The organism is Desulforegulaceae bacterium (assembly GCA_034006035.1).
Classification (GTDB): domain Bacteria; phylum Desulfobacterota; class Desulfobacteria; order Desulfobacterales; family JACKCP01; genus JACKCP01.
Window position 1 is genome coordinate 25033 of sequence record JAVETN010000010.1, and the last position, 25676, is coordinate 50708.

Below are 25676 nucleotides of genomic sequence, written 5' to 3' on the forward strand. Positions count from 1 at the left end.
TCAATCTATTTCCCATGAATTTATATCTTTATTTTCTTTTTCACCGCCGGGCATCCCGTCTGCTCCATAGGAAATAAGGTCATAGTCTCCATTAAGTCCTGGAGAAAGATAAATATAGTCATTTCCCCATGGATCTTTTGGAATAGTTCTTTTATCGAGATATCCTCCTTCACGCCAATTTCTCAAATCCCCGGATTCAGGCCTTGCTACAAGAGCATTAAGCCCCTGCTCTGTAGTTGGATACCTTCCATTATCAAGCTTATATAATTTCAAGGCTGTTTCAAGACCCTGGATATCAACTTTTGCCTTTACAATTTTGGCGTCATCTGTTCTTCCCACAAGCTTTGGAACTACAAAAGTGGCTAAAATCCCAAGGATAATAACAACAACCATTACTTCAATAAGGGTAAATCCAGAGTTTTTTTTCAAAACTTTCATTAAAAAAGACCTCCACTCTATATAAATGTATTAAAAGCACTTTTGCAAAAATTTAAGCAAGAGAACTTTTAGCATTTTAATTTAAAAAAATAAAGCAACCCATTATAAAAAGGCTTAAAAGATTAGAATAATCTTAAACCAGGTTTCCTAAAATCAATAAAGATAGAAAATTAAGATTGATTTAGATTCTTTTATATTTTAAATCAATAAATTCTAAAATTAACCAGGGAGAATAAAATGGCTGAAAAAACTTTAGGAATGATAAAGCCTGACGCAGTTGAAAAAAATGCAATTGGAAAAATAATTTCTATGATCGAAGATGAGAGCATAAAAATAAAAGCAATTAAAATGACAAGGCTTACAAAAAAATCAGCAGAAGAGTTTTATTCAGTTCATAAAGAAAAACCTTTTTTCAGTCAGCTAGTTGAATTTATGACCTCAGGACCTGTGGTTCCAATGATCCTTGAAGGAGAAAATGTGATTCAAAAGTACAGAGAACTTATGGGTGAAACAGATTTTACAAAGGCCAAAAAAGGGACCATCCGTAAAAATTTTGGTTCAGCAATGGAAAAAAATGCTGTGCATGGCTCAGATTCTCCTGAAAATGCGAAAAAGGAAATTTCATTTTTTTTCTCAACCCAAGAAGAGCTTGGAATATTTTAAATGAAGGACAAAAACTTATTTGACAATGTCTCTATTGTACTTGTGAGACCAAAATACTCAGCCAATATAGGCTCCAGTGCAAGGGCAATGAAAAACATGGGATTTACAAAACTTATAGTTGTAAACCCTCTTGACTATGAAAAAGAAAAAGCAAAAAAATTATCAACCCACGCTGCCCAGGATATTCTTGAAAATGCTGTTTTCACAGACAACCTTGATCTTGTGTTAAAAGATTTTAATTTTTGTATTGGAACAACAGCAAGACTTGGAAGACAAAGAAACCTTTCCATGTCAACCCCTTATCAAATGGCTCAAAATATTAAAAACCTTATTTCCAACAACAAAATTGCAATCCTTTTTGGGCCTGAAAACAAAGGGCTTGAAAACCTTGAACTAAAAAAATGCCATAGACTTCTCACCATAGATACCGAAGAATTTTCATCATTAAACCTTTCCCAGGCTGTGATGATAGTTACCTATGAAATTTCAAAAGCTTTGAAAAAACAGCCTGAGGACTTCCATATACCTACACTTGCCAACAGGTTTGAACTTGATTCAATGTATGAACATCTGAAAGATATTTTAATGAAAATAGACTTTATTCATCCGGAAAACCCAGACCATTGGCTGGATAATTTCAGAACTTTTTTTTCAAGGCAGGATATGAGGGCAAAAGATGTGAATATCTTAAGAGGTGTTTTAAGGCAGATAGAATGGTATGGAAACTATATGTATGAACTTGGAAAAAACCCGGTTAAAGACCAAGATTAAATATTAAAAAAACAGAATAGTTTTTGATAAAACTCAAAAAGACTTTCCTCTTAAAAATTTATCCAAAGGAAAAATGATAAAAAACCTGATTTTAATATCTAGCATAGGCTTGAATATTAAAAAAGCAAACCTTCAACTTATTACTTTCTTCCTGAAAAAAGTGAATTATAATAAACTTCTTTTCTTGGCTTGATATAGAGTTTGATTTCCGCTGTTGCCAGGCCTTCCTGATAAGTTACCTCTTCAACATTTGCCCCGCGCATATATGATTTTGCAACTACAACTATTTGATCTTTATCAAGACTTCCGTTTCCTGCTTCTGAATTTGCCTGGATAATAAGCCCGGCAAGTCTTTCTGAAAGCCTTCTGTATCCATCGAGAACAGCTGCTCTTTCTGCCATATATTTTTGTTCCATTGGAGTTCCATTTTGAGGGGCAACTCCTTTGCCGATTTCAGTAATAAGTATTTTAGTGACAGCTTCCTCGGGCTCAATGCCGGCAATAAGATTATCATGCATTCTTACAAACTGGTATTCTTTAAGCACATGGTGATCTGTGGCACAGCCTAAAAAAAATATACTGATAAAAATAAAAAATATTTTTTTCATACCTAAATTCTCCTTAATGAATTTTTTTAATTTTTCGGTTAATTCCCACCAATACTTTAATCTTTATTGTTTTTAAGCCCTGACAAAGAGAATAATTTTAATTTTATTTAATAAATACAAGGAAATGATATCATATAAAAAAACAATACAAACTTATACTTTAAATAAATATTAGTTTTATCCATTAATTTAAACTGAGCTTTCTTGATTGAACCAGCCAAATTTTATTCTGAGTCTAAGACCTTTTAAGACAGCCTTAATTAAATGCTTTAAACCGCCTTTACCCCCCTTTTATCTTTTACCTTGATTTAAACTTTTTCATAAAGTACAAAATCATCAGTACTTATAGTTTGTTTTTTTGACTGAAGCTATATCCTTTTTTTATTTCTAATGTCTGTCCGGCTTTTTTTTTAATTAATAATCTAATCCAAAGGATGATTATGGATTTTGCTTTGAATCTTTCAAGAATATTGGGAGAAAAAACTCTTTTCACAATTAACCGTCTTGGAAAAATATTTATTTTTTTTATAAAAGGGCTTTTTCTTTTTTTCAAGTGGCCCATTCAGTTCAACAAACTTTTAAATCAGATTTATTTCATTGGTCTGAAGTCAGTTTTAATAGTTTGTCTTACCGGGCTTTTTACTGGAATGGTTCTTGGGCTTCAAGGATATTACACCTTGATTAATTTCGGTTCTGAAGGTTACCTTGGAACTGCAGTTGCACTTACAATAGTAAGGGAACTAGGTCCTGTTCTTACTGCAATAATGATTGTTGCCCGTGCTGGTTCTGCAATGACAGCCGAAATTGGAATTATGAGAATTTCAGAACAAATCGATGCACTTGAAACAATGAACATCAATCCTTTAAGATTTATCTTCAGTCCAAGAATCTGGGCTGCAGTAATCAGCTTTCCCCTTCTTACTGCTATTTTTGATTTCATAGGAATAATTGGGGGCTATATAACAGGTTCTCTTCTTTTAAACCTTAATGCAGGGATTTATTTTGCCAGGGTTGAATCAAGTATTACAATGAACGATATAAAAGGCGGGTTTATTAAAGCTTTTGTTTTTGGTCTGGTGGTAATTACAATCTGCTGCTACAAAGGTTTTTACACTCACCAGCAAAAAAATGTTTCAGGTTCAAAAAGCGTGGGATATTCAACAACTTCTGCTGTTGTTTTATCCTGTGTATGGATTCTTATTTTTGACTATGTAATAACTTCTTTTTATTTTAATGGATAATTATGAACAATAAACTAAAACCGCCTGTAGAACTTGTTGATATTTACAAAGGCTTTGGGGATCTTCAGGTTTTAAAAGGAATTAATCTTAAAGTTGAAAAAGGTAAAATTACCACCATTATAGGTAAAAGCGGGGGAGGTAAAAGTGTTTTACTCAAACATTTTATCGGCCTTCTTAAACCTGACAAGGGTCAGATTTTTTTTGAAGGAAAGCTTTTAAACAAAATGACAAGGCCTGAAATTAAAAGTTTCAGGGAAAAAATAAGTTATATGTTCCAGGGAAATGCTCTTTTTGACTCAATGACTGTTTTTGAAAATATTGCTCTTCAACTTTATGAAAACAATGAAAAAAAAGAGAAAATCAAAGATCTGGTAACAAAAAGAATAGCCCAAATGGAGCTTTCAGGTTCGGAAAATAAATATCCTTCAGAACTTTCAGGAGGAATGCAAAAAAGAGTCGCTCTTGCGCGAGCACTGATAAATGAGCCTGAAATAGTTCTTTTTGACGAGCCTACAACTGGTCTTGATCCCATAAGAAAAAATTATGTTCACAAAATGATTTCAGATTATCAGGCAAAATTCAATTTTACAGCAGTTATTGTAAGTCATGAAATACCCGGGGTATTCCAAATCTCAGATACTATAATGATGCTTGATGAAGGAAAAATTGTTTTTACAGGAACAAAAGACGAAATAAAAAACACAAACAACCCCCATGTGAAAAAATTTATTGAAGGCATAGCATATTAAAGTGTTTAAATTCGGAGGATAAATGAAAAAAATAACCCTTGAAACCGGAGTAGGTCTTTTTGTTGTGTTCGGTCTTATCTGCACAGCATACCTTACTATAAAACTTGGAAAAATGGAGCTTCTTGGAACAAACTATTATAAACTCAACGCAAATTTTCGAACAGTTGCTGGACTCAAATCCGGAGCAAATGTTGAAATAGCAGGAGTTCAGGTTGGAACAGTAGAAAAAATAATCCTTGATACAAAAACTTACACAGCTGTTACTGAATTGAAAATTGACAAGTCAGTAAATCTTTCTGCTGATGTAATTGCATCAATAAAAACTTCAGGCCTTATTGGAGATAAATATATTCAGCTTTCTCCAGGGGGAGATCCTAAGTTTCTTGAACCAGGTCAAATGATAACAGAAACTGAATCACCAGTGGATTTTGAAGAGTTAATAAGCAAGTATGTTTTTGGTTCAGTTGAAAACAAGGGACCAGAATTAGGAGGTTTTTAAATGATGAAAAAAATATTTTTTACTTTAACAATTTTTTTAATAATGGGTTTCAATTCTTATGCCCTCACACCCATGGAATCTATTAAACAGCCGACTGAAAATATTATCTCAATTCTCAAGGCAGACAAATATCAGACCCTTACACCAGAATTAAGAGAAGAACAATGGGGTGAAATTTGGGAAGTGGTAAAAAACTCTTTTGAATTTACAATCATATCCAGACTTTCTGTGGGTAAGTATTGGAGTTCTTTTTCTTTGGAAGAAAAAAAAGAATTCCAGGATGTTTTTGCAAAACTTCTTGCAAACACATATATAGATAAAGTTCAAGAAAACTTTAAAAATCAGGAAGTCAAATATATTGATGAAAAAATATCTGATAAAAAAGCTGAAGTAATGGTTCATGTTGCACTTGCAGATAACGATGTCCCAATAATCTATAGAATGCTTGATAATAACGGCTGGCTTATCTACGATGTAAGAATTGAAGGAATGAGCATGATAAAAAACTATAGAAGCCAGTTTGATGAGTTTTTGTTTAAAAAGTCTCCAAAAGAACTTATAGAGGCTCTTGATTCTAAAATAAACCAGCTAAGAGAAGAAAGAAAAAAATAGGCCAGCTGATATGAAAAGTTTTTTTTATTTTCTTTTACTTTTTTCTTTTTTTATCTTTTCTTCTTCTTCATTTGGAGAACAAATCATGGATGCTTCCATGGATATTGAAGACTCTTTTTTTGAAGAAATTGAATCAGATTACAATGACTTTAGTCCTGGTTTTTCAGATGAAGAACTCCTTGATGATGATCTTTTTGAAGATAGTTTTGTAAAAAGCAGCCAGTCACCAACTCTTGTAAAAAAAGATTATGACCCTATCGAACCAGTTAACAGGGCTATATTTAATTTTAATGACAAAACTTATATTTATGTTTTTACTCCCATTGGGAAAGGCTATGAAAAAGTAACTCCCAGGTTTGCCAGAACAGGTATAAGAAATTTTTTTTCAAACCTTCATTCACCTTTAAGAGTTGTTAACAGCCTTCTTCAGGGTAAAATAAAAAATGCCGGAAAAGAAACAGGAAAGTTTTTTGTTAATACTTTTCTTGGTTTTCTTGGGTTTATAGATTCCGCCAGTTCAATTGAAGGTTTAAACCCTTCAGAAGAAGACCTTGGGCAAACCCTTGGAAAATGGGGGATAGGCAATGGACCCTATCTTGTTCTTCCATTTATTGGGCCCTCTACCCTAAGAGATACAATTGGAATGACCGGTGAATTTTACATAAATCCAGTTTATTACGCCAGGGATTTTAACTCAAAAGAAAAACTTATAAGAGACGGCACTGAAGCCCTAAACTCTCTTCCAAATTCAATGGAGCTATACAAAACCCTTAAAGACTCAGCCCTGGATCCTTATACAGCAGCTAAAAATGCCTATATTCAGATAAGAGATGAAAAAGTTAAAAATTAACCTCAGATTAACCCCAAATTATTAATTTTAATCTTTTCCTGATGGGAGCTAAACAAAATCAAGGTTAAAATTTTTATCAAAGGGATTATCTTCTATAAAAACAATTTGCTCACAAGATAAAAAAGCTTTGACCTTTTGGGGATTTAATTTAAAAATAAAGATTTTTCTGTATAAATCTATTTTTTTTTCAAGTGATTTTAAATTTTCAATTTCATCTTCACAAAGATTAATAATATCAAACTTTTCCCCATATTCCTGATTTAAATAACTACTTAAAAGCATATCCCCTGAAATAAGAAGATCTTTTGAATTAGTTTGCCAAAACACTGGAACTTCAGAACTCCCGGGAAGCTTAATTGTTTTACCAATTTTATTACCATCAAAGCCTGAAATAAAAAGCTTAGTAAGTTTTTTATTTTTTATATAGGGAATGACTATGCCTTTATCAAAAACAAGGCTATCAGAATTTGTTTTTTCTATTCCCCAGCTTTCAAGGGACCTTTTAGTCAGTTTTTTATTCCAGCCAAACATTTTTTCCTGTAAAAATTTGTTTGTAAAACCCAAAGTAAAAAGCTTGGCAAGAACATCTTCGCTATGCTTTCCCCATAGCTGGTGCTCTGTTCTGATTAAAAAAGCCATTGCTTTTTTGGTCCATAAGTTTGAAGGTGATTTTTCTGACATTTTTAAATTATGCATATTTTCAAATTTTGTTTAACTTTAATTAGAGGTCTGTGGCGGTACCATACCAAATCTTGCCATTTGTTGGGGATACTGGATAAGAAATTCTTCAAGACTTCCCCTGGTTCCAGCAACTATTATGTTGTTAAGCTTAATTTCCTTGAGTTCCCCCTTAAAATAAGGCTTTGCAATTTTTTCTATTTTTTTCAAATGCTCCCTGACTTTTGTAAACTTATTTATTTCGTTATATTCAAGTGAAGAAAAATAAAAAAGCAACTCTTCTCGAAAAGAAGGATGCAGGGGAAAAACTGGGGCTGGTTCATTGGTTTTAACAGGTGTATTAAGGTTTTTTATAAAACTCAGACTCACACAAATAAATCTTTCCTTGGAATAGGGAGTCCTTTTTTTAAGATTTATAATAAGAGGCTCCATTTCAACCTCCTGTTCATAAATAAGGTCTGAATCAACACCTGCTGAACCAGATTTTTTAGGTCTTGGCTTAATCCATTCCATTTCAGCTCCGGAATCTTCTTTTGTAAGAATAAACTTTTCATCTGAAACTAATGTAATTAAATATTCATAGCTATTTCCCGGCTTCCACCCTGTTTCAATTTCATCTCCTGACTCAACAATTATTTCAAAATATTTGTTTTTATCTGATAATTTCCACTTTCCCTTTTGTGAGCCTTTTTTCTGAACAACCTCTGAAAAATGACCATGCTGCCTTACCTGAGACTCCCAGTTTCCATTGGCTTTCAAACTCATAATAATAAAGCTTCGTCTATAGTTGCAATTCCAATTCCCAAGGATTTGAAGCTCAAAGGGATCTTCTCTTTTTTCAGAGCCTGAACAAGACGCAAAACACAAAACAAGAATAAACAAGAATAAAGTTTTAATCTTTTTCATGGATTTTTTCACAATCGCAGTTTTTTTCATCACAAGAGCTGCACTCGTATGAAGCTTTGATTTCATTTTCTGATTTTCTCTTTTTTGAAAAACAAGAAAAATAAACAATCCCGGATATAATTAACGCCCCAAATATAAAATACATCATTCTTTTTACCCCGTTTTATTTTACTTCAAAACAATGCAATTTTCCCAACTTTAAAATCAGCTTAAAACCAAAGATTTAAATGAGCCAATCTATTTTAAATAAAAACTCACCTGGGTATTAAGCAAAACTAATTCTTTAGTAAATTACCAAGCCGGTCTTTACTCTAATTATTTCTGAAATTACTTAAAAAAACAACTTTAGATTCTTTTTTATTTTTTAAAGTCTTTATTCCAAAACAATTACATGAAAGCCAAAATTTAAAACACTTGGGACAAACTTCCAAAGCACAACCAATATGATGATATCCACCTTCAACTACTCCGCAATAAGGACATCTTTTTTTTATATTATTATGAATCTCATATAAAGTTTTATTTCTAGGCTCATAAACAATTGCTTGATAAAACAAATCATTGATTCTTAAATAATGTTTAACACATGAATCTGAAAGATTTTTTTCCTTACCGCATAAACTGCATTTTGCCATAAAAATTAATTTTCTTTAGCCAAAGTTAAATTATACCAATACTTGAATCAATTACCCAACCGGGCAGACCTTTTGGAGTTAAAATCTTACAAAATCCATTTGTGCATCTATCAATTTTTACAATGGAGCCTTGGGGAAGAGAAAAAAGTATAGATGCTTTTTCAGAGTGAGCTGAATATACTATTGATTTTTTTACTACCACAGCTTTCTTATAAACATTACACTCAAGATAATAATTTATACAGGTTAAAATAAGATAAAAACTTAAAAAACCTGAAACTATTTTTAAACCAATGAATTTTTTTCTAAATAAAATTAAAAAAAGAAAAACTCCAAAAACAATAACAGAGAGGATATTTATAAAATTTTCAGGTAAATATTGTCTTAGAAAGAAAATTTTATCAGTTAGAAAATTTTGCTCCTGATCATTAATGGAAAGCTTTTCTAGGCAAGCGTCCATATTAAATTTAAGATCTGGGTCAAAAAAAAGATATTTTTGAGCTTTTTTATACCATAAATAAGAATGACCATATTTTTCCAGTTTATAAAAACAATTACCAAGATTAAATGCAAGCTCACCTGTTAATCCAGAGCTTTCAATTTGATTTTGAAAAAGATTTAAAGAATCTTCATATTGGCCATTGTTGTATAATTCAAGGGCATTGCCAAAACTTGCACAGCAATTTAAAGGGTTAAAAAAAACAACAATTAAAATAAATGAACAAAAAATTCTTTTAAACATTTTTTAAAACCTTTTTATAATTTTTTTTCCTTTTAAAACCAAATCCTCCAAATCAAACTTTGTATTTTCTCCGGAAAACTCTGCAAATTCAAGCTCAGATAAATATTCTTTAAGCTCGGTGTCATCTGTTTTTGAACAAAAGATTTCCATAGGTTCGCCATAGGTTTTTACAAAAAAAGAATTTAAAACAACTCTTAGTTTATAAAGATTTTTATTTTCAGATTTTTTCCTTTGAAGTTTTTTAAGTTCTTTTAAATAAAACTTTTTACTTTTTTTTACAAAACTACCTGGATTTATTTTTTTAACAACAAAAAACATAAAAAAAACAAAACCAAAGGAAAAATAAAGCTTTAAAAACAAGAAATAGTCTGGAACTGAAGAAAAAAAACTCCCCTGGTCTTCCTTTAAATAAATAATATCATTTTTTAAAACTGGTTTTCTTATCTTTTTTTCTTCTTTTTTTTCAAGGCTTTTACTTTCGTCAATCTCAAAAGCTTCATTTTTTTCTCCTATAACAGAAAAGCTTTTTTTCTCAAGTTCAAGTTCAACCCAGTTTTCCGCTTCAGGATCAAAATAGCAAAATTTTAATTGAGGGATTTCAAATTCACCTGGCTTTGAAGGAACAACAGCATAATTAAAAACAACTTCTCCTTTTTCTCCTTTTAAAAATTTTTTTAACTCAAACTTTGGATTATCCGGATAAACCTTGAAATTTTCATTACTTTCAATCTCAGGAAGTTTAATTTCTGAAAGATTTCCCTCTCCTTTGATTGTAATTTTATAATTGATAAAATCATCTAAATTTAAAGAGTTTTTATCAATCTTTGAACTGGCAGTAATCTTGCCTGTTATATTTGTAAAAAAAGAATTTAAATTATTTTTAGGAAGATTTTTAATTTCATAGAAAATGGGATTGGTTGAAATAAATTTTCTTGAAGTCTGAAAAGATGAAAATCCAGGATCACTAAAAAAAGGATCATTGAAAAAAGGGCTGTTCTGTCTGCCTCTTCTTTCCCCTATTTGAGCTTCAATTCTTACAGGCTCAATAGTTCCTTTGGATAAATTTAAAGGATAAAGAGTGTATAAAATTTCAGAGACTGTATATGTTTTGCCTCCTGAAATCTTTGAATATGTTTTATCCTCATGTCTTTGGGCTTTAAAATTATTAAAATCAGGCTCTTCAAAACCTATTTTCAACACAGTTTCATCTGAATAAACTATAATTTTAAACTCTATGGCTTCACTCACATATGGAGAGCTGTTTGAAATAAAAGCTTTGGCAAAAAAACTGTCTTTCCCAATAATTCCAGTCTCATTTTTTGAAACATTTATTTCAAGGCTGTTTGTTTTTATGATTCCTTTATTTGTTTTAATTTCAATGGAAGGAATAAAAACTTTACCTTCTTTTACAGGAAGAACAACAAAGGAATAAATTGTTTTATCTTCACGCTTTCCGTTTATTATTCTTACACTTGAGTTTGTTGACGATGAAAGAACTTTAATTCCATCTATTTTTGGAAGACTAACATTTCCCTTTGCATTTTCTACACTTACAATAAGATTAAAAGTTTCATTTATTTTTACTTCTGATCTATCTGCCCTTATTTGAGCATTGGCTCCAAAAGATGTGTTTATTAATAAAAATATAAAAAAAATTGTATAAACAAACCAAAGTTTTTTCATTACCAGTCCTTTTCAACCTCTTTTTTTTTATAATAGGGAATAAGTCCCATTGGCTTATCTTTTACCTTGTTAAAAAGATCATATTCATAATTGTAGTTTTCCCCGGGTTCAACTTTTTCTTCCTGGGAGCTTAAAAACTCATCTTGAAAATCTTTTTCTATATTGGTCTGCTCAGTTTCCTGGCTTTCTTTTTTAGATTCAGCCAATTCATCTTTTTTATTTTCTTTTGAATTGTTTGATTCAGATTCTTTGTTTGTTTCATTGTTTTGATCAAAAGATTGGTTTTCTTTATTATCAGAACTATTTTCCTTTTGATTTTCCTTGTTGGATTGATTTTTATCCTCTGAACTTTCCTGCTTTTCAGAACTTTTATTATCTTTAGAATCTTTTTGATTTTGCTCCTCTTTCTTTTTGTTTTTAAGGATTTGAGCAAGCATTAAATTCTTTTGTGCATCTTCATCATCAGGAAATTTTTCCAGATATTTTTCATAAATTTCCATTGCCTTATCATAATTTTCTTTTAAAAGATGGGTATTCCCAAGGTTAAAAAGAGAATTATACCTTAAATTATCATCAGCTTCTTTTGATTGATAAACTTTTTCATAATTTTTTTGTGCACTATCATAATCTTTATTTTTATATCCTGAATTTCCAATATTATAATAAAGCTTTAGATCCCCAGGGTTATTAATTTGATCTTTTATCCAAATTTCCCTTGCTTTTTCATAATTTTCTTCATTGTAAAACTTAACTCCTTTTTCCTTTAAACTTTGAGAATTAACTTCAAAAGGAAGAATAAAAATAAAAAATAAAAATAAAAACTTTAAATTAAACTTTTTCCTGAAAATTAAAGATAAAGTCGCAAATATAAAAGCCAAACCTCCAAAAAATCTGTAAGAACTTAAATCTTCTATATTTTCTCTTTGATCAAATTCTTTAAGCTTCATTTTTTCCCTGATTTGTTTTTCATAAATGTTTTTCAAATCAAATCCTGATTCAGCATCAAAATAACTTCCATTAAATCTTTGAGCAACATCCCTTAAAAGAAAATCATTTTTTTTAGAAATAAGAATTTTACCTTGGTCATCTTTTAAAAAACCCAGATTTTCAATTGGAACAGGGCCTCCTTGTTCTGAAGCTATCCCAATTGTAAAAACAACAATATCTTCTCTTTTTTTAAGTGAAGATATTGACTTACCTGTGTTTTCCTCTCCATCTGAAATAAGAATAACCACTTTTGAGTCAGCAGTTTTTTCATCAAAAAGCTCAAAAGATTTTTCCAAAGCTTTATAAATATTTGTTCCTCCAATAGGAAAAGTATAAGGAGAAACATTATCAAGAAAAAGATCAAACCCTCTATAATCAAGAGTAAGCGGTGAAAGAACAAACCCGTCTCCAGCAAATACAACAAGACCTGCCCTGTCACCTTTTAAATTTTTTACTAAATTTGAAATTTCAAGTTTTGCTCTTTTTATTCTTGAGGGTTTAATATCTTCACAAAGCATACTTTTTGAAACATCAAGGGCAAATACAATCTCAACTCCTTTTTGGGGAATTTGGGTTTTTTTATAACCAGTTATAGGACCAAGAATTGAAATAATTAAAAAGAAAACAGCTGTAATTGAAAAAAAATCAGATAAAAATCTGGTTGTTTCAAGGTTGTTTAAGCTTACTTTTTTTAATGCCTGGTAACTTAAAAAATTATTAATAATTTTTTTTCTTTTTAATCTTGAAAAGATAAAAAGAAGAAACACAAGAGGAAGAAAAACAAATAGCCAAATATATTCAGAATATAAAAACTTCATGGTATTTCAATTAATCTTGTATGGGTTAAAAAAAGACTTAATAAAAATAAAAAAAGAGCTGAAACTAAAAAATAAAGATAATAATCATTGTTTGTTTCAAAACTTTCCACCTTTACAGTTGATTTTTCCAACTTATCAATGTTTCCATAAATTTTTTCAAGGTCTTCACGGTTTTTTGCATTAAAATAAGCTCCACCGGTGATTTTAGAAATTTCTTTTAAAAGCTCTTCGTCCATGGAAACCATTGCTTTTCTTAAAACTTCCCTTCCAAAAAAATCCTTGGTTGGAAAAGGAGCATAGCCAGTGGATCCTATACCTATTGTATATATCTTAATGTTTTCCTCGCCTGCCTTTACAGCAGCTGGTTTGGGTGGAAGTTCTCCGCTGTTGCTATCTCCGTCGGTTGCAAGAATAATTATATTGTTTGTGCTTTCAATATCTCTAAGTCTTTTTGCAGAAACAGCTATTGCATCTCCAATGGCTGTGTTTTGGCCTGCCATTCCAATTTCTATTTTATCTATAAAAAAATCTAATGATTTATAATCTCTTGTAAGGGGTAAAAGAGTAAATGCATGGGTTCCAAAAACAACAAGACCAATTCTGTCCCCTTCTCTTTTTTTAACAAAGTCTGAAACAATTTCCTTTAAAACATCAAGCCTTGATAAAGACATTGATTTATCCATATCCCTTGCCCTCATACTCCCTGAAACATCTACAGCAATAACAATATTTACTCCTTTTGAGTCATAAAAAGTTTTTTTATCTCCTGTTCTGGGATTGGCAAGAGCAATAATAATAAAAACAAGACAAAGATACTTTATAAAAGTGTTTAAATGGAAAATACCTGAAACCTTGCTTTTTAATTTAAATGGATGGCTTCTTAAAAAAAAGCCTGGCTTTCCTTTTTTTTCCAAAAAATAAACAAGGGGAATAATTAAAAGTAAAAACAAATATAAAAGAGATTCAAATTGAAACATAATTTAATCTTTATCTTCAATTTTAAGAATTTTGCCATTGTTATTTATACCTGAAATAATAAAATTTTCCATAAATGAATAAAAACCAGCAAAAGCTTGATTGTCATAAATTTTAGACCCTGAAAAACGTATTATTTCAGTGGTTTTTAAAAAATCTTCTATTTTTTTAAAGTCAATTTCTTCCAATTGACCTTTAATTTTTTCCAAAATTTCTTTTTCAGACAAAGGCAAAAAATCAAAATTATTTTTAAATCCAAGATATTTTTTAAATACAATCAAAAGATTTGTCCATTTTTCTTCTGTTTCTTTAAAAGAGTTGGTTTTAATTTTTTCCAATTCACTAAGAATCTCATCTTTAATTAAGCTGTTATTTTTTTCTATGTTTCCCTGGCTGAATTTTTTCTTAAAAAAAACAAACCCCAAAACAATAGCTAGAACAACCAAAACTAGAACAATCCACCAAAAAGGCTGAAAACCTTTGTCAAACTTTGCAATCCCTTTTATATCTGCCATCTGCTCGATAATGTCAAAATTATCCATGGGTTTTTTGAATCCTTAAATGCCTGTATTTAAAGTAATTTATCAAAAGATCTGCTGATGACTGATCTGTATCAAGATAAATAAGATCTGATTTTGATTTTTTAAATATTTTTTCAAGGCTGGTTTCAAAGTCTAATCCTTTTTTTTCTAAAATTTTCCTGGATTTTAAAGAACTTAAATCAAAACTTAATTCTTTATTAGTTTCAGGATCCAAAAAAGAAACAACCCCGATATCTGGAAAAGAAAAATCTTTTTTATCTCTTATTTTAACTCCAATAATCTCATTGTTTTGTTTTGCCCTTTTAAGCTGACTTTCAAAAGAAGGGGAAATAAAATCAGATACAAGAAAACAAATTGTTTTAGCTTTTGAAACCTTGGAAAAAAACTCAAGTGCTTTGGAAATATCTGTTTTAAGGCCTTTTTTTCTTTCAAAAGTATAAATTTCTCTTATAAGTCTCCATACATGGGAAACCCCTTTTTTGGGAGGAAGATAAACAGAAACCTCATCTGTAAAAAGAATAAGCCCTGCCCTGTCGTTATTTTTTATTGCTGCGTATGCTGCAACAGCTGCAAACTCTGCTGCTTTTTCAGTTTTGGTCATTGAAGCTGTAGTAAAAAACCCTGAAGAGCTCATATCAATCATTATGATTATATTAGCTTCTCTTTCTTCTCTGAAGATTTTTATATAAGGCTTGTTCATTCTTGCAGAAACCTTCCAGTCAATTGCCCTAACATCATCTCCTGGCTTATATTCTCTTACTTCCTCAAACTCCATTCCTGAACCCCTGAATACAGATTTGTATTGTCCGCTCATAGAAGCATTGACCATAAGGGAGGTTTTTAAATGAAGTTTTTTTATTTTTTTTAATTCTTCTTTTTTAATCATAAAATCTAAGGAACACTTATTTTATTTAAAATTTCATCAATTATTTCTTCAGGAGTGGTATCTTCAGCTTCTGCTTCATAGGATAAAAGGATTCTATGCCTTAATACATCATGGGAGGCCTCTTTTATATCCCCTGGAATCACATAGGATCTTTTATCAAGTAAAGCCTTTGCCTTTGCTGCAAGAGCAAGAAACATAGTAGCCCTGGGTGACGCTCCAAATCTTATATATTCTTTAATATTAAGATTATAGTCCTGGGGATTTCTTGAAGCCAAAACAAGATCCACAATATAGTCTTTAAGCTTATCATCCATGTATATTTCAAACACCAAATCTGACATTTTTTCAATTTCATCGGGCTGGGCAACAGAATTTATTTTTTCATGTTTTGAAAAAATCATTTTCTCTAAAATAAGTTTTTCTTCCTCTTTACTTGGATAATCAACTTTTAATTTCAACATGAACCTGTCAACCTGAGCTTCAGGTAAAGGATAAGTTCCTTCCTGTTCAATGGGATTTTGGGTGGCAAGAACTAAAAATGGCTTGGGAAGAAAATAGGTTTTATCTCCTATGGTAACCTGTTTTTCCTGCATTGCCTCTAAAAGTGCGGACTGAACCTTGGAAGGAGCCCGATTTATTTCATCAGCAAGGATTATATTGTTAAAAACAGGGCCTTTTTTAACTGTAAAATCACCTGTTTTAGGTAAATAAATTTCTGTTCCAACAATATCAGCAGGCAATAAATCAGGGGTAAACTGAATTCGCTTAAAACCAAGATTTACAGTCTTTGAAAGAGAATTTACAGAACTTGTTTTTGCAAGGCCTGGCACTCCCTCAAGAAGAATATGCTGTTTTGTTATTAAAGCTGTTAAAAGCCCGTTTGTCAGTTTTTCCTGACCTACAAGCTGTTTTTTTATTTCTTTTCTTATATTTTCTATAACTTCAGTAACTTCAGCTATTTTTTCATTTATTTCATCCATAAAAATAAAAAACCTTATTGTTAAATTGTTCTCTTAGAAAATCTTTGTTTTATGCAAATTAGAAAATAACAATTTAAATAAGAATTTCAAGAAATAAAAAAAGCCGCACAAAAAAGAAAAGTGCGGCTTAATAAAAAAGAAAACAAGTAAAATTAATGCTTGGGATTAAAACCTTCAACAATAAGAATATTTGCATAATAGGTAGGGAATCCTAAAAGGATACCACCAAGAAAATAATTAAATCCGGCTCCGCCAATTCCTTTAGAAACACCAATAAAAATCAAAACAATTGCAAGCCAGATAATTGCATTTAGAATAGTAGGCTTAAAAGGCAAAAAATCCATCTTCGTTCTCCTTGTATTTTATTAAATTTATTTAAACTCAATTTAGTATTAAATTGATAGTCTTTAATTATAAAACAAATCAGACACTATTAAAGATTTTTATCGTATTTAAAAATAATGTCAAATCTAAAATTGATTTTAAATCTTAAAAAGCCTTAAATTTCAGTAAAAACTGTGTTTTCTTTTTAATCCTGATCTTTTTTAATTCCATAATTTTGTCCGTAAGTCTCAACTACAAAATCAATATCCTTGTCCCCTCTTCCGGAAAGATTAACAAGAATAGACTTTCCTTTACCAAACTTTAAAGCAAGCTTTGCTGCATAGGCAACAGCATGACTGCTTTCAATTGCAGGAATTATTCCTTCAGTTCTTGAAAGCTCAAAAAGAGCATCAATTGCTTCTTTATCAGTTATTGTTACATAATTAACCCTTTTAATATCTTTTAAAAGAGAATGCTGGGGTCCAACCCCTGGATAATCAAGCCCGCTGGCAACAGAATAAACTCTAAGGGGATTTCCTTTTGTATCCTGAAGAAGATAGGATTTAAATCCATGAAGAACTCCTGGGGTTCCAAGTGTCAAAGTCGCAGCATGATTTCCCGGTTCAAGTCCTATTCCAGCAGGTTCAACTCCATAAATTGAAACATTTTCATCTTCAAGAAAAGCTGTAAAAAGCCCAATTGCATTTGAGCCTCCCCCAACACAGGCTACAATGGCGTCGGGAAGTTTGCCGGTAACTTCCATAACCTGCTCTCTTGCTTCATATCCAACTATCTGCTGAAAATCCCTCACCATTGTTGGAAAAGGATGGGGCCCAAGTACAGAGCCTATTGCATAAAATTGTGTAACAGGATCTTTGATATATGCTTCAAAAGCTGCATCTACAGCGTCTTTAAGTGTTTGAGTTCCTCTTTTTACAGGAATTACATTTGCACCTAAAATCTTCATTCTTACAACATTGGGGTATTCTTTTCTTATATCAACAACACCCATATAAACATCGCATTCAAGACCAACCACAACAGCAGCCGTTGCTATAGCAACTCCATGCTGCCCTGCTCCTGTTTCTGCAATCAACTTTTTTTTGCCCATTTTTTTGGCTAAAAGAGCCTCACCAAGGCAATGGTTTATTTTATGTGCTCCTGTATGATTAAGGTCTTCCCTTTTTAGATAAATATCTGCTCCACCCAGTTTTTTGGAAAGAGTTTTTGCAAAATAAACTGGACTTGGTCTTCCCACAAAAGTTTTATAAAGAAGAGAAAGTTCGTCTTGAAAAGACTTGTCTTTAATCAGTTCAATATACTCATCATTTATTTCATTCATTAATTTTTGAAGATCCGGAGGAAGAAAACATCCTCCGTAGTCTCCAAAAAAACCTGATTTATCGGGCATTTCATAGTTTAAAATTTTTTTATTCATCCAATTAATCCTCAAAATTAAAATTATCCAAAATATTTTTCACAACCGAGTCTTTTTTTTTCAAAATTTTTGAACCTCTGGTAATCCTGCACAATGAAATTTTATAGTTTTGTGCAATCTTTCTTTGAGTTTGTCCTTTATAAATAGCCTTAAGAAGTTTCCACCTCATCACAAGATCAAAACATTCTTTTCCGGTTAATATTTCTTCAATAAAAACCTTCATTTCATTTTTGTCATTTATTTGACAAAAAACTTCAGCAAGTTCTTCAAACGCTTTTTCATCTATTGTTCTTTTACTCATTTTTTCCTCTAAAACTGTTTCTGCGTAAAGAAACATAAGGGCTTTCTTTTGTCAAGAAAAAAACCTTTTCAAATCAACTTTTTAAAGAGTTCCTAAAATAAAGTCCAACATCAATTGATACAAGAATTGAATTAAAAACATAAAGCCAGATTACATTGTCATAATGAAAAAAAATTTTGTGAAATACCCCAGAAACATATCCTGTTAAAACAATCAGCATAAAGGCAAGACTTTTACCTGAATTATTCCCTGAGGTATATGATTTATAAATACTTGCAGGCCAGGCACTCCCAAAGCAAAGCAGCATTAAAATCTCAAAAAAACTCATTTTTAATTCCCTTTTAAAATTTTAGTTTAGGTTGCAGTAATAAAAAAAAGTTTGTATTAATTTAAAATATTTTTTAAAAACAGGACTTATATGAAAATCACCTATTCTCAATACAAATTCTTTTCATCTTTTATTGGTGAAATCTTAATTTTGATTTCCCAATTTTTAAATTTTTTTTACAAAAACAAATACTCATCATTTATTTTCAAAAGAAGCCATAAAAATATAGTTTCATCCAAATCATCCAAAAAAAAAATATGGTTTTATGCTTCTTCTGTTGGAGAGGTCGGAGTTTGTGAAATTGTTATTAAAGAAATGCTTAATTTAAAAAAAAACTTAAGCTTTCATATTTCAATAATGACAGACTCAGGGTATGAAATTGCATCTTCAAATTTTGCTTCAATTGCAGACATTTCTTATTCTCCATTAGATTCCTACTTTAATGTAAAAAAAACCTTTGAAATTATAAAACCCGACCTTTTATGTATAATTGAAACTGAACTTTGGCCAAATCTTATTTATCAGGCAAACAAAAATAAAATTCCTATAATTGTTACAAATGCCAGAATATCAAATTCTTCCTTAAAAAATTATTCTAAGACAAAAGATTTTTCAAAATATATAATTAATCTTGTTGATAAATTTTATGCCAGTTCATTTCAGGATGAAAAAAACCTGATTAAGCTTTCATGCAAAAAAGAAAAAATTATAGTAACAGGAAATGCAAAATATGACTTCAAAATTGACAAATCCCAGTATGAAAAAACAAAAACAACCTATAAAAACTTTTTTGGCTTCAAAAAAACTGACCTTATATTTGTTTGCGGAAGTACAAGGGAAGGTGAAGAGGAAATTTTAATCCCTGTTTTTAAAAAATTAAAAAATGAATTTAAAAATCTTAAGCTTGTTCTAGTTCCAAGACATCTTACAAGGCTTGATGAAGTTAAAAATGTTTTTTTAAAAAACAATTTAAGCTTTGGGTTAAGAACAGAAAACACTGATAAACCATACGAATCAATTATCATTGATACAATGGGAGAACTTAAAAAAATATATTCGATTGCTGACCTGGTTTTTGTAGGGGGAAGCCTTTTAAATTTTGGAGGACAAAACATTCTTGAACCAGCAGCTCTTGAAAAACCGGTAATCTTTGGCAAGCATATGGACGATTTTAAAGAAATCTCAAAAATTCTTTTAAATGAAAAAGGAGGGTTTGAAGTTTCAGAATCAAACATAAATGAGGTGATAAAAAAACTTTTAGAAAATAATGAATTAAGAAAAATATCAGGCCAAAACGCTTTTCAAGTAGTGAAAAAAAACAGAGGAGCTGGATTAAAACAGGCAAAAGGAATCCTTGGATATCTGTCCTGAAAGGATTGATTGAAAAATTTCATTAAATTCATCCCAAATTCTAAAACTAACTTTTTCCAGCAGCTAAATCAACTTTAGAGTTATTTCATTTATCGTATATCAGCCTAAAAAAACAAAGGCTTATCTTTTAAGTCAGAGCTTGATTTTTTTAAATTTTTCAAGGTTAAAAAATTTAAAAAAAACTGGCAGTTTTAATTTTATCTATATGATATAAGGCAACCAATGTTAAATTTTTAAACTATCAGGAGATATCATGGTTAAAATAGGAATAAATGGTTTTGGAAGAATTGGAAGGCTTGCATTCAGGGCAGCCATTGAAAAAAAAGAGGTTGAAGTTACAGCTATAAACGACCTTATAGAAATTGACTATCTTGCCTATCTTTTAAAATATGACACAGTTCATGGAAGGTTTAAGGGAACCATTGAAATTGAAGGGAATTATCTTGTTGTAAATGGTAAAAAAGTCAGAATCACCAACGAGAAAAACCCTGAAAACCTTAGATGGAATGAAGCTGGAGCAGAAGTAATTATTGAATCAACAGGACTTTTTCTTACCAAAGAAAAAGCTGAGGCACACATAAAAGCAGGGGCAAAAAAGGTGGTAATGTCTGCTCCTTCAAAAGATGATACTCCAATGTTTGTCATGGGAGTAAACCAGGAAAAATACAATGGTGAAACTATAGTTTCCAATGCTTCATGCACAACAAACTGCCTTGCTCCCCTTGCCAAAGTAATTAATGATAATTTTACAATTGTTGAAGGCTTAATGACCACAGTTCATTCTGCAACAGCAACACAAAAAACAGTTGACGGCCCTTCCCCTAAAAAATGGAGAAGCGGAAGATCTGCAATTCAAAATATTATCCCGGCAACTACAGGAGCTGCCAAAGCTGTTGGAAAGGTAATTCCCGAGCTTAACGGCAAACTTACAGGAATGGCTTTCAGAGTTCCCACAGCAAATGTTTCAGTTATTGACCTTACATGCAGAATTGAAAAATCTGCTTCCTATGATGAAATCAAAAAAGCGGTTAAAAAAGCAGCTGAAAATGAATTAAAAGGAATAATCCTTTACACTGAAGATCAGGTGGTATCTTCTGATTTTACTGGAGAATCCTGTACTTCTATTTTTGATGCTGAAGCAGGTATCGCCTTAAACAATAACTTTATAAAGCTTATTGCCTGGTATGATAATGAATGGGGCTATGCAAACAAGGTTGTTGACATGGCAAAACATATTTCTAAATAATTTCGAGGATTAAAATGGGTAAACTTTTTATTGAGGATCTTAACCTTGATAATAAAAAGGTAATTTTAAGGGTTGATTTCAATGTGCCCTTAAAAAATTTAAAAGTTGCAAACGACAAAAGAATAAGAGCTGCACTTCCTACAATAAATTATTTGTTGAGTAAAAATGCTTCACTTATACTTATCTCCCATCTTGGGCGGCCTAAGGGAAAAATTGTACCTGAATTAAGTCTTAAACCGGTTGCAGCTCATCTTTCAAAGCTCATAAATAAAAAAGTCAAATTTGTTGACGACTGCATAGGACAAAAGGTTAAAAATGAAATCTCAAAGCTAAAACCCGGCGAAATTCTTGTTTTGGAAAATTTAAGATTTAGAAAAGACGAAACAGAAAACAACCCAGAGTTTGCCAAAGAACTGGCATCTTTAGCTGATATTTATGTTAATGATGCTTTTGGCACTGCCCACCGGGCTCATGCTTCTACTGAGGGAATAACAAAATTTATCAGCAAGGCAGCCTCTGGTTATCTTCTCAAAAAAGAAATGGATTATCTTGGCAAATCCCTTGAAAATCCCCAAAGACCTTTTACTGCAATTATTGGCGGAGCAAAAATTTCAGGAAAAATAGATGTAATAGACTCCCTGCTTCCAAAAGTTGATTATCTTTTAATAGGCGGAGGAATGGCCTCAACTTTTCTTAAAGCCAAGGGTTTTGAAACAGGAAAATCCCTTATTGAAAAGGACAAGGTTTCCCTTGCAAAAAAACTTCTTTCAAAATCCAAGGGTAAAATCATTCTTCCAATAGATCTTGTTATTACAGATTCTCTTGATTTTGATTTGGGAATTGCAGGCAGTATAAAAGATGTTAATAGCAGTCATATTCCAAAAGAAATGATGGCTGTAGATATAGGTCAAAAAACTATTGAAGAATTTTCTAAAATAATAAAAAAATCAAAAACCATAGTTTGGAACGGACCAATGGGAGTTTTTGAAATTGAAAAGCTTTCCAGAGGAACTTTTCAAATTGCAAAAGCAGTGGCAGATGCTTCAGCAAATGGAAGCATTACAATAATCGGAGGCGGTGATTCAGCTTCAGCCATTGAAAAAGCAGGTCTTTCAGAAAAAGTATCCCATGTTTCAACTGGAGGCGGAGCTTCCCTTGAATTTCTTGAAGGAAAAAAACTCCCGGGGGTTCAAGCATTGTCAGATATTTAAAACTGAAATTTAAGTTTAATCCAGAAATATAAAATCCTGATTTGTTTGTACTTAATAAGTTTATACAAACAAATCAGGTTAACTTTTTTACTTCATCCAGGAGTGTTTAGATGAACAAAACAAAAATTGTCTGTACCATTGGTCCTTCAACCAACAGCCCTGAAATAATAAAAGAACTTATAAACTCTGGAATGAATGTAGCAAGGCTTAATTTTTCCCATGGAAGTCATGAATCCCATAAAAAAACCTTTGATCTTATTAGACAAATTTCAGATGAGCTGGATAAGCCAATTGCTATTATTCAGGATTTAAGCGGGCCAAAAATCAGAACCGGAAAAGTTGAAGAAAAAGGAATTGAACTTATACCAGGCAATGAATTAATTCTTACAATTGATGATATGATTGGAAAAGAAAACAAGGTTTCAGTTTCTTATAAAAATATTTTAACCGAAGTAAAAATAAATGAGCTGATTTTACTAGCTGACGGACTGATGGAAATCAGGGTAAAGGAAATTAAAGGCAATGAGATAAAATGTATTGTTGAATCAGGAGGAATTTTAACTTCAAACAAAGGAATAAACCTTCCCGGAACCAGCCTCAATATTCCGGCACTTACTGTTAAAGATAAAAAAGATCTTGAATTTGGTCTTTTAATCGGGGTTGACTTTGTTGCTCTTTCATTTGTCAAAAACGGTGCAGACATTGATGATATAAAGCAAATTATCAACTCTAAAGGCAAAAACACTCCTGTAATTGCAAAAATTGAAAAGCATGAAGCAATTGAAAACTTTGATGAAATTCTTGATAAATCAGACGCAATAATGGTTGCAAGGGGAGATCTTGGAGTTGAAGTACCCCTTGAAAAAGTACCTCTTTATCAAAAAATGCTTGTGACCAAGGCTGTCCAGGCTGGAAAGCCTGTTATTATTGCAACTCAAATGCTAAGCTCAATGGTAAATTCACCAAGACCCACAAGAGCTGAAGCCACAGATATTGCCAATGCAGTTTTAGACGGAACAGATGCACTTATGCTTTCTGAAGAAACAGCAAGCGGGAATCATCCAGTTGAAGCTGTAAAATATATGAGAAAAATAGCTGACAATGCAGAGCAAAACTATCCTTATTCAAAATTCCAGCTTCAGCCCCAATCTGAAACATCAAGAGCAGTTCCCTATGCCGCCTGTATTCTTTCAAACTTTACAAAAGCAGCTGCAATAGTAGCTCCAACCCGCTCTGGAAATACAGCTGCCCAGATTTCAAGATTTCGACCTGAAAGCAAGATAATTGCTCTTTCTCCCTTAAAAGAATCAATGAGAAAACTATGCCTTTACTGGGGATGTATTCCTAAACCTTTTGGTAATCCAAAAGATACAGATCAAATGCTTGAACAAGGAGCTAAAGCAGCCATTGACTCAGGAATTGTAAAAAAAGGGGATACAATTGTAATTACAGCAGGCCATCCTATCTGGGTATCAGGAACCACAAATATGCTTAAAGTGAAAAACCTGTAGACAAAGAAATTAAAACTTAATTTGATTTTTCAAAGTTCAGGATTTAAAGCCGATTCAATCAAGAGTTTTGATTTTACAAAAATTCCGTTTCCCCTGGCTATTTCATTGTTATCGCTGTCATAAAGAACAGCTTCTGAAATATATTGGGTCTTATTTTTATTCACTACCCTGCCGTAAACTTTTAAAAAACCTGATGAAACAGGTCTTGTCATATAGGTTGTAAAAGAGGTTGTAACAAGAAAATGTTTATATTCAAGTGAGCTTGCAGCAAAATAAGCCCCATCATCAAGCATTTTGAAAAAAACACTTCCATGGACAGAATTGCCTGTGTGAAAAAATTTTTTATCAACTTTAATTTTAATTTCAGCTTTTCCCTCATTAACAAATATTTCTGGATTGAAAAATTCATTTATCGGGGCCTTTTTATACATTGATTCAAGCATTCTAAAATGCTTCTTTTTATTCATTTGGTTGCCTCCAACAAACTTTTATAATAGTTAGAAATAAACTGCTGGAATTTATAAAAAATATTGAGTAAAATAAGCTTTTAAATCTTTATAGAATAAAATTAGGGAGTCTTTCTTGAAACTTAAATGCCCCCATTGCCACAAACTTTATAATATACCCGAAGATAAAATACCTTCCAACCCAAATTTAAAAATAAAATGCCTTAAGTGCAAAGGGGTGATTTCTCTAAAAACCGACATTGTTTCAGAACTCATAACTAAAAAAGATTCAATTGCCAATGATTGTGAAAAAAGAAAACAAAGATTACTTGAAAAATCAAAGACCTTGCCCCCAATACCTGAAGTGCTTTCAAAAGCAAGAGAAATAATTGAAAAAGAAAACACTGATATCAAAGACCTTGCAAAAGTTCTTGAAAAAGATCAGGCCATGGCTGCAAGAATACTTAAAATTGCAAACTCAGCATATTATTCATTGATAAATCCGGTAAACTCCGTTCAACAGGCATGTGTAATTCTTGGTTCAGATGTATTGCTCCAAATGATAACCCTGGCAAGTACTTCAAAACTTCTTGGCAAAGAGCTTAAAGGCTACTCAATCAGCTCCAAAGAAATTTTTACCCATTCAACAGGAGTTGCCTTTGCAGCCAAGCTTATTGCCCTTAAAACAAACCCATCTTTAAGTACAGATGCTTTTTCCGCTGGTATTCTTCATGACTCAGGCAAACTTCTTCTTGATGAAAATCTTATCAAGGTAAAAGATCTCTTTGTCTCAAAAGTATCTTCAGGTATCCAAGTTTATATAGCAGAAAAAGAAATTTTTGGATTTGATCATTGTGAAATCGGATACGAATTCCTCAAAAAATGGAATATCCCCCCTAGCCAGCTTAAAGCGATAAGATGGCATCATGAACCTTCAAAATCAGAGCAAGACCTTCTTGCCTTTATAGTCCACACAGCAAACCATATAATGGCTATGCCGGCAGATTTTCCAATAAACACAAACAAGCTTATTGAGCCTGATTCTTTTAAAATTTTACAATTAACCACTGAAGAACTTGAAATAATAAGAGCTGAAGCCATGAAAGCAACAGAAGAAATCTTTCAAGCATTCATTTCTTGATAATTTCACTGATTTTTGCTCTCAATAAAAAGTTTTTTTATATTAAAACTTATCTTGACTCAATTACAAAACTTGCTAATTTAAAATAATTTATCT

General features: G+C 31.5%; 29 protein-coding genes. 12 read left to right on the plus strand and 17 right to left on the minus strand.

Annotated features, from left to right (window positions below; translation table 11 throughout):
- The gene (gspG, locus tag RBR53_08515; protein ID MDY0132697.1) at positions 1–438 is read right to left on the minus strand and encodes a type II secretion system major pseudopilin GspG; all 438 of its coding nucleotides are present in this window, start codon (positions 436–438) and stop codon (positions 1–3) included.
- A gap of 237 nt (positions 439–675) precedes the next feature.
- On the opposite strand from gspG, the gene ndk reads away from it, so the two are divergent.
- Together ndk and RBR53_08525 are read left to right on the plus strand one after the other, a co-directional pair.
- Complete coding sequence (gene ndk / locus RBR53_08520) at positions 676–1101, plus strand: nucleoside-diphosphate kinase (protein MDY0132698.1); 426 nt, start codon at positions 676–678, stop codon at positions 1099–1101.
- On the plus strand, positions 1102–1872 hold the full coding sequence (locus tag RBR53_08525; protein ID MDY0132699.1) for an RNA methyltransferase: 771 nt from the start codon (positions 1102–1104) through the stop codon (positions 1870–1872).
- Between the two features lie 140 nt (positions 1873–2012).
- On the opposite strand, the gene RBR53_08530 is transcribed toward RBR53_08525, so the two are convergent.
- On the minus strand, positions 2013–2480 hold the full coding sequence (locus RBR53_08530) for a hypothetical protein (protein ID MDY0132700.1): 468 nt from the start codon (positions 2478–2480) through the stop codon (positions 2013–2015).
- A 440-nt stretch (positions 2481–2920) separates the two neighbouring features.
- On the opposite strand from RBR53_08530, the gene RBR53_08535 reads away from it, so the two are divergent.
- From RBR53_08535 to RBR53_08555, 5 genes are read left to right on the plus strand one after another with little or no spacing between them, the layout of a single operon-like run.
- A complete protein-coding gene (locus tag RBR53_08535) occupies positions 2921–3721 on the plus strand; it encodes an ABC transporter permease (GenBank protein ID MDY0132701.1) in 801 nt (266 codons plus the stop codon).
- A 2-nt stretch (positions 3722–3723) separates the two neighbouring features.
- Positions 3724–4470 (plus strand): ATP-binding cassette domain-containing protein, encoded by a 747-nt coding sequence (locus RBR53_08540; protein ID MDY0132702.1) that lies wholly within the window; start codon positions 3724–3726, stop codon positions 4468–4470.
- Positions 4471–4492: 22 nt separating this feature from the next.
- Positions 4493–4969 carry an outer membrane lipid asymmetry maintenance protein MlaD gene (gene mlaD / locus RBR53_08545; GenBank protein MDY0132703.1) on the plus strand — a complete coding sequence of 159 codons (477 nt, stop codon included), beginning with the start codon at positions 4493–4495 and terminating at the stop codon, positions 4967–4969.
- Positions 4970–5581, plus strand: a complete 612-nt coding sequence (locus tag RBR53_08550) for an ABC transporter substrate-binding protein (GenBank protein MDY0132704.1) — start codon at positions 4970–4972, stop codon at positions 5579–5581. It abuts the gene before it with no gap.
- Positions 5582–5591: 10 nt separating this feature from the next.
- Complete coding sequence (locus tag RBR53_08555; GenBank protein MDY0132705.1) at positions 5592–6431, plus strand: VacJ family lipoprotein; 840 nt, start codon at positions 5592–5594, stop codon at positions 6429–6431.
- Positions 6432–6479: 48 nt separating this feature from the next.
- Here RBR53_08555 and RBR53_08560 read toward each other — a convergent pair whose 3' ends face one another.
- From RBR53_08560 to RBR53_08625, 14 genes are all read right to left on the minus strand, one after another.
- Positions 6480–7112: a hypothetical protein gene (locus RBR53_08560; protein ID MDY0132706.1), complete on the minus strand. Its 633-nt coding sequence runs from the start codon at positions 7110–7112 to the stop codon at positions 6480–6482.
- 36 nt (positions 7113–7148) lie between these two features.
- Entirely contained in the window at positions 7149–8081 is a 933-nt protein-coding gene (locus RBR53_08565) for a hypothetical protein (protein ID MDY0132707.1), read from the minus strand.
- A 245-nt stretch (positions 8082–8326) separates the two neighbouring features.
- Positions 8327–8650: a hypothetical protein gene (locus RBR53_08570; GenBank protein ID MDY0132708.1), complete on the minus strand. Its 324-nt coding sequence runs from the start codon at positions 8648–8650 to the stop codon at positions 8327–8329.
- Positions 8651–8675: 25 nt separating this feature from the next.
- Positions 8676–9392 (minus strand): SH3 domain-containing protein, encoded by a 717-nt coding sequence (locus RBR53_08575; protein MDY0132709.1) that lies wholly within the window; start codon positions 9390–9392, stop codon positions 8676–8678.
- A 3-nt stretch (positions 9393–9395) separates the two neighbouring features.
- Positions 9396–11075 (minus strand): BatD family protein, encoded by a 1680-nt coding sequence (locus tag RBR53_08580; protein ID MDY0132710.1) that lies wholly within the window; start codon positions 11073–11075, stop codon positions 9396–9398.
- On the minus strand, positions 11075–12880 hold the full coding sequence (locus RBR53_08585; protein ID MDY0132711.1) for a VWA domain-containing protein: 1806 nt from the start codon (positions 12878–12880) through the stop codon (positions 11075–11077). Before RBR53_08585 ends, RBR53_08580 begins: the two co-directional genes overlap by 1 nt.
- Complete coding sequence (locus RBR53_08590; protein MDY0132712.1) at positions 12877–13857, minus strand: VWA domain-containing protein; 981 nt, start codon at positions 13855–13857, stop codon at positions 12877–12879. The genes RBR53_08585 and RBR53_08590 overlap by 4 nt, the downstream gene beginning before the upstream one ends.
- Before the next feature lie 3 nt (positions 13858–13860).
- Entirely contained in the window at positions 13861–14397 is a 537-nt protein-coding gene (locus RBR53_08595) for a hypothetical protein (protein ID MDY0132713.1), read from the minus strand.
- The gene (locus tag RBR53_08600; GenBank protein MDY0132714.1) at positions 14390–15283 is read right to left on the minus strand and encodes a DUF58 domain-containing protein; all 894 of its coding nucleotides are present in this window, start codon (positions 15281–15283) and stop codon (positions 14390–14392) included. Before RBR53_08600 ends, RBR53_08595 begins: the two co-directional genes overlap by 8 nt.
- A 5-nt stretch (positions 15284–15288) precedes the next feature.
- Positions 15289–16263 (minus strand): AAA family ATPase, encoded by a 975-nt coding sequence (locus RBR53_08605; GenBank protein ID MDY0132715.1) that lies wholly within the window; start codon positions 16261–16263, stop codon positions 15289–15291.
- Between the two features lie 152 nt (positions 16264–16415).
- On the minus strand, positions 16416–16607 hold the full coding sequence (locus tag RBR53_08610) for a hypothetical protein (protein MDY0132716.1): 192 nt from the start codon (positions 16605–16607) through the stop codon (positions 16416–16418).
- 185 nt (positions 16608–16792) lie between these two features.
- Positions 16793–18025 (minus strand): tryptophan synthase subunit beta, encoded by a 1233-nt coding sequence (gene trpB, locus RBR53_08615; protein ID MDY0132717.1) that lies wholly within the window; start codon positions 18023–18025, stop codon positions 16793–16795.
- A 4-nt stretch (positions 18026–18029) separates the two neighbouring features.
- Positions 18030–18326, minus strand: a complete 297-nt coding sequence (locus RBR53_08620) for a Trp family transcriptional regulator (protein ID MDY0132718.1) — start codon at positions 18324–18326, stop codon at positions 18030–18032.
- 73 nt (positions 18327–18399) lie between these two features.
- Positions 18400–18654 carry a hypothetical protein gene (locus tag RBR53_08625; protein ID MDY0132719.1) on the minus strand — a complete coding sequence of 85 codons (255 nt, stop codon included), beginning with the start codon at positions 18652–18654 and terminating at the stop codon, positions 18400–18402.
- 90 nt (positions 18655–18744) lie between these two features.
- On the opposite strand from RBR53_08625, the gene RBR53_08630 reads away from it, so the two are divergent.
- The 4 genes from RBR53_08630 (at position 18745) to pyk (ending at position 23993) form a co-directional block, all read left to right on the plus strand.
- The gene (locus tag RBR53_08630) at positions 18745–20025 is read left to right on the plus strand and encodes a glycosyltransferase N-terminal domain-containing protein (GenBank protein MDY0132720.1); all 1281 of its coding nucleotides are present in this window, start codon (positions 18745–18747) and stop codon (positions 20023–20025) included.
- Positions 20026–20278: 253 nt separating this feature from the next.
- A complete protein-coding gene (gap, locus tag RBR53_08635) occupies positions 20279–21271 on the plus strand; it encodes a type I glyceraldehyde-3-phosphate dehydrogenase (protein MDY0132721.1) in 993 nt (330 codons plus the stop codon).
- A gap of 14 nt (positions 21272–21285) precedes the next feature.
- Complete coding sequence (locus RBR53_08640) at positions 21286–22482, plus strand: phosphoglycerate kinase (GenBank protein ID MDY0132722.1); 1197 nt, start codon at positions 21286–21288, stop codon at positions 22480–22482.
- Positions 22483–22592: 110 nt separating this feature from the next.
- Positions 22593–23993, plus strand: a complete 1401-nt coding sequence (gene pyk, locus RBR53_08645) for a pyruvate kinase (protein MDY0132723.1) — start codon at positions 22593–22595, stop codon at positions 23991–23993.
- Between the two features lie 29 nt (positions 23994–24022).
- On the opposite strand, the gene RBR53_08650 is transcribed toward pyk, so the two are convergent.
- Complete coding sequence (locus RBR53_08650) at positions 24023–24460, minus strand: PaaI family thioesterase (protein ID MDY0132724.1); 438 nt, start codon at positions 24458–24460, stop codon at positions 24023–24025.
- A 115-nt stretch (positions 24461–24575) separates the two neighbouring features.
- Between RBR53_08650 and RBR53_08655 the strand changes: the two genes are divergently transcribed.
- The gene (locus RBR53_08655; protein ID MDY0132725.1) at positions 24576–25580 is read left to right on the plus strand and encodes an HDOD domain-containing protein; all 1005 of its coding nucleotides are present in this window, start codon (positions 24576–24578) and stop codon (positions 25578–25580) included.
- Positions 25581–25676: the final 96 nt, after the last annotated feature.

Excerpts from the sequence above, each read along its gene's own strand:
- gspG (MDY0132697.1), bottom strand. The coding sequence starts at position 438 with ATGAAAGTTTTGAAAAAAAACTCTGGATTTACCCTTATTGAAGTAATG.
- ndk (MDY0132698.1), top strand. The coding sequence starts at position 676 with ATGGCTGAAAAAACTTTAGGAATGATAAAGCCTGACGCAGTTGAAAAA.
- RBR53_08525 (MDY0132699.1), top strand. The coding sequence starts at position 1,102 with ATGAAGGACAAAAACTTATTTGACAATGTCTCTATTGTACTTGTGAGA.
- RBR53_08530 (MDY0132700.1), bottom strand. The coding sequence starts at position 2,480 with ATGAAAAAAATATTTTTTATTTTTATCAGTATATTTTTTTTAGGCTGT.
- RBR53_08535 (MDY0132701.1), top strand. The coding sequence starts at position 2,921 with ATGGATTTTGCTTTGAATCTTTCAAGAATATTGGGAGAAAAAACTCTT.
- RBR53_08540 (MDY0132702.1), top strand. The coding sequence starts at position 3,724 with ATGAACAATAAACTAAAACCGCCTGTAGAACTTGTTGATATTTACAAA.
- mlaD (MDY0132703.1), top strand. The coding sequence starts at position 4,493 with ATGAAAAAAATAACCCTTGAAACCGGAGTAGGTCTTTTTGTTGTGTTC.
- RBR53_08550 (MDY0132704.1), top strand. The coding sequence starts at position 4,970 with ATGATGAAAAAAATATTTTTTACTTTAACAATTTTTTTAATAATGGGT.
- RBR53_08555 (MDY0132705.1), top strand. The coding sequence starts at position 5,592 with ATGAAAAGTTTTTTTTATTTTCTTTTACTTTTTTCTTTTTTTATCTTT.
- RBR53_08560 (MDY0132706.1), bottom strand. The coding sequence starts at position 7,112 with ATGTCAGAAAAATCACCTTCAAACTTATGGACCAAAAAAGCAATGGCT.
- RBR53_08565 (MDY0132707.1), bottom strand. The coding sequence starts at position 8,081 with ATGAAATCAAAGCTTCATACGAGTGCAGCTCTTGTGATGAAAAAAACT.
- RBR53_08570 (MDY0132708.1), bottom strand. The coding sequence starts at position 8,650 with ATGGCAAAATGCAGTTTATGCGGTAAGGAAAAAAATCTTTCAGATTCA.
- RBR53_08575 (MDY0132709.1), bottom strand. The coding sequence starts at position 9,392 with ATGTTTAAAAGAATTTTTTGTTCATTTATTTTAATTGTTGTTTTTTTT.
- RBR53_08580 (MDY0132710.1), bottom strand. The coding sequence starts at position 11,075 with ATGAAAAAACTTTGGTTTGTTTATACAATTTTTTTTATATTTTTATTA.
- RBR53_08585 (MDY0132711.1), bottom strand. The coding sequence starts at position 12,880 with ATGAAGTTTTTATATTCTGAATATATTTGGCTATTTGTTTTTCTTCCT.
- RBR53_08590 (MDY0132712.1), bottom strand. The coding sequence starts at position 13,857 with ATGTTTCAATTTGAATCTCTTTTATATTTGTTTTTACTTTTAATTATT.
- RBR53_08595 (MDY0132713.1), bottom strand. The coding sequence starts at position 14,397 with ATGGATAATTTTGACATTATCGAGCAGATGGCAGATATAAAAGGGATT.
- RBR53_08600 (MDY0132714.1), bottom strand. The coding sequence starts at position 15,283 with ATGATTAAAAAAGAAGAATTAAAAAAAATAAAAAAACTTCATTTAAAA.
- RBR53_08605 (MDY0132715.1), bottom strand. The coding sequence starts at position 16,263 with ATGGATGAAATAAATGAAAAAATAGCTGAAGTTACTGAAGTTATAGAA.
- RBR53_08610 (MDY0132716.1), bottom strand. The coding sequence starts at position 16,607 with ATGGATTTTTTGCCTTTTAAGCCTACTATTCTAAATGCAATTATCTGG.
- trpB (MDY0132717.1), bottom strand. The coding sequence starts at position 18,025 with ATGAATAAAAAAATTTTAAACTATGAAATGCCCGATAAATCAGGTTTT.
- RBR53_08620 (MDY0132718.1), bottom strand. The coding sequence starts at position 18,326 with ATGAGTAAAAGAACAATAGATGAAAAAGCGTTTGAAGAACTTGCTGAA.
- RBR53_08625 (MDY0132719.1), bottom strand. The coding sequence starts at position 18,654 with ATGAGTTTTTTTGAGATTTTAATGCTGCTTTGCTTTGGGAGTGCCTGG.
- RBR53_08630 (MDY0132720.1), top strand. The coding sequence starts at position 18,745 with ATGAAAATCACCTATTCTCAATACAAATTCTTTTCATCTTTTATTGGT.
- gap (MDY0132721.1), top strand. The coding sequence starts at position 20,279 with ATGGTTAAAATAGGAATAAATGGTTTTGGAAGAATTGGAAGGCTTGCA.
- RBR53_08640 (MDY0132722.1), top strand. The coding sequence starts at position 21,286 with ATGGGTAAACTTTTTATTGAGGATCTTAACCTTGATAATAAAAAGGTA.
- pyk (MDY0132723.1), top strand. The coding sequence starts at position 22,593 with ATGAACAAAACAAAAATTGTCTGTACCATTGGTCCTTCAACCAACAGC.
- RBR53_08650 (MDY0132724.1), bottom strand. The coding sequence starts at position 24,460 with ATGAATAAAAAGAAGCATTTTAGAATGCTTGAATCAATGTATAAAAAG.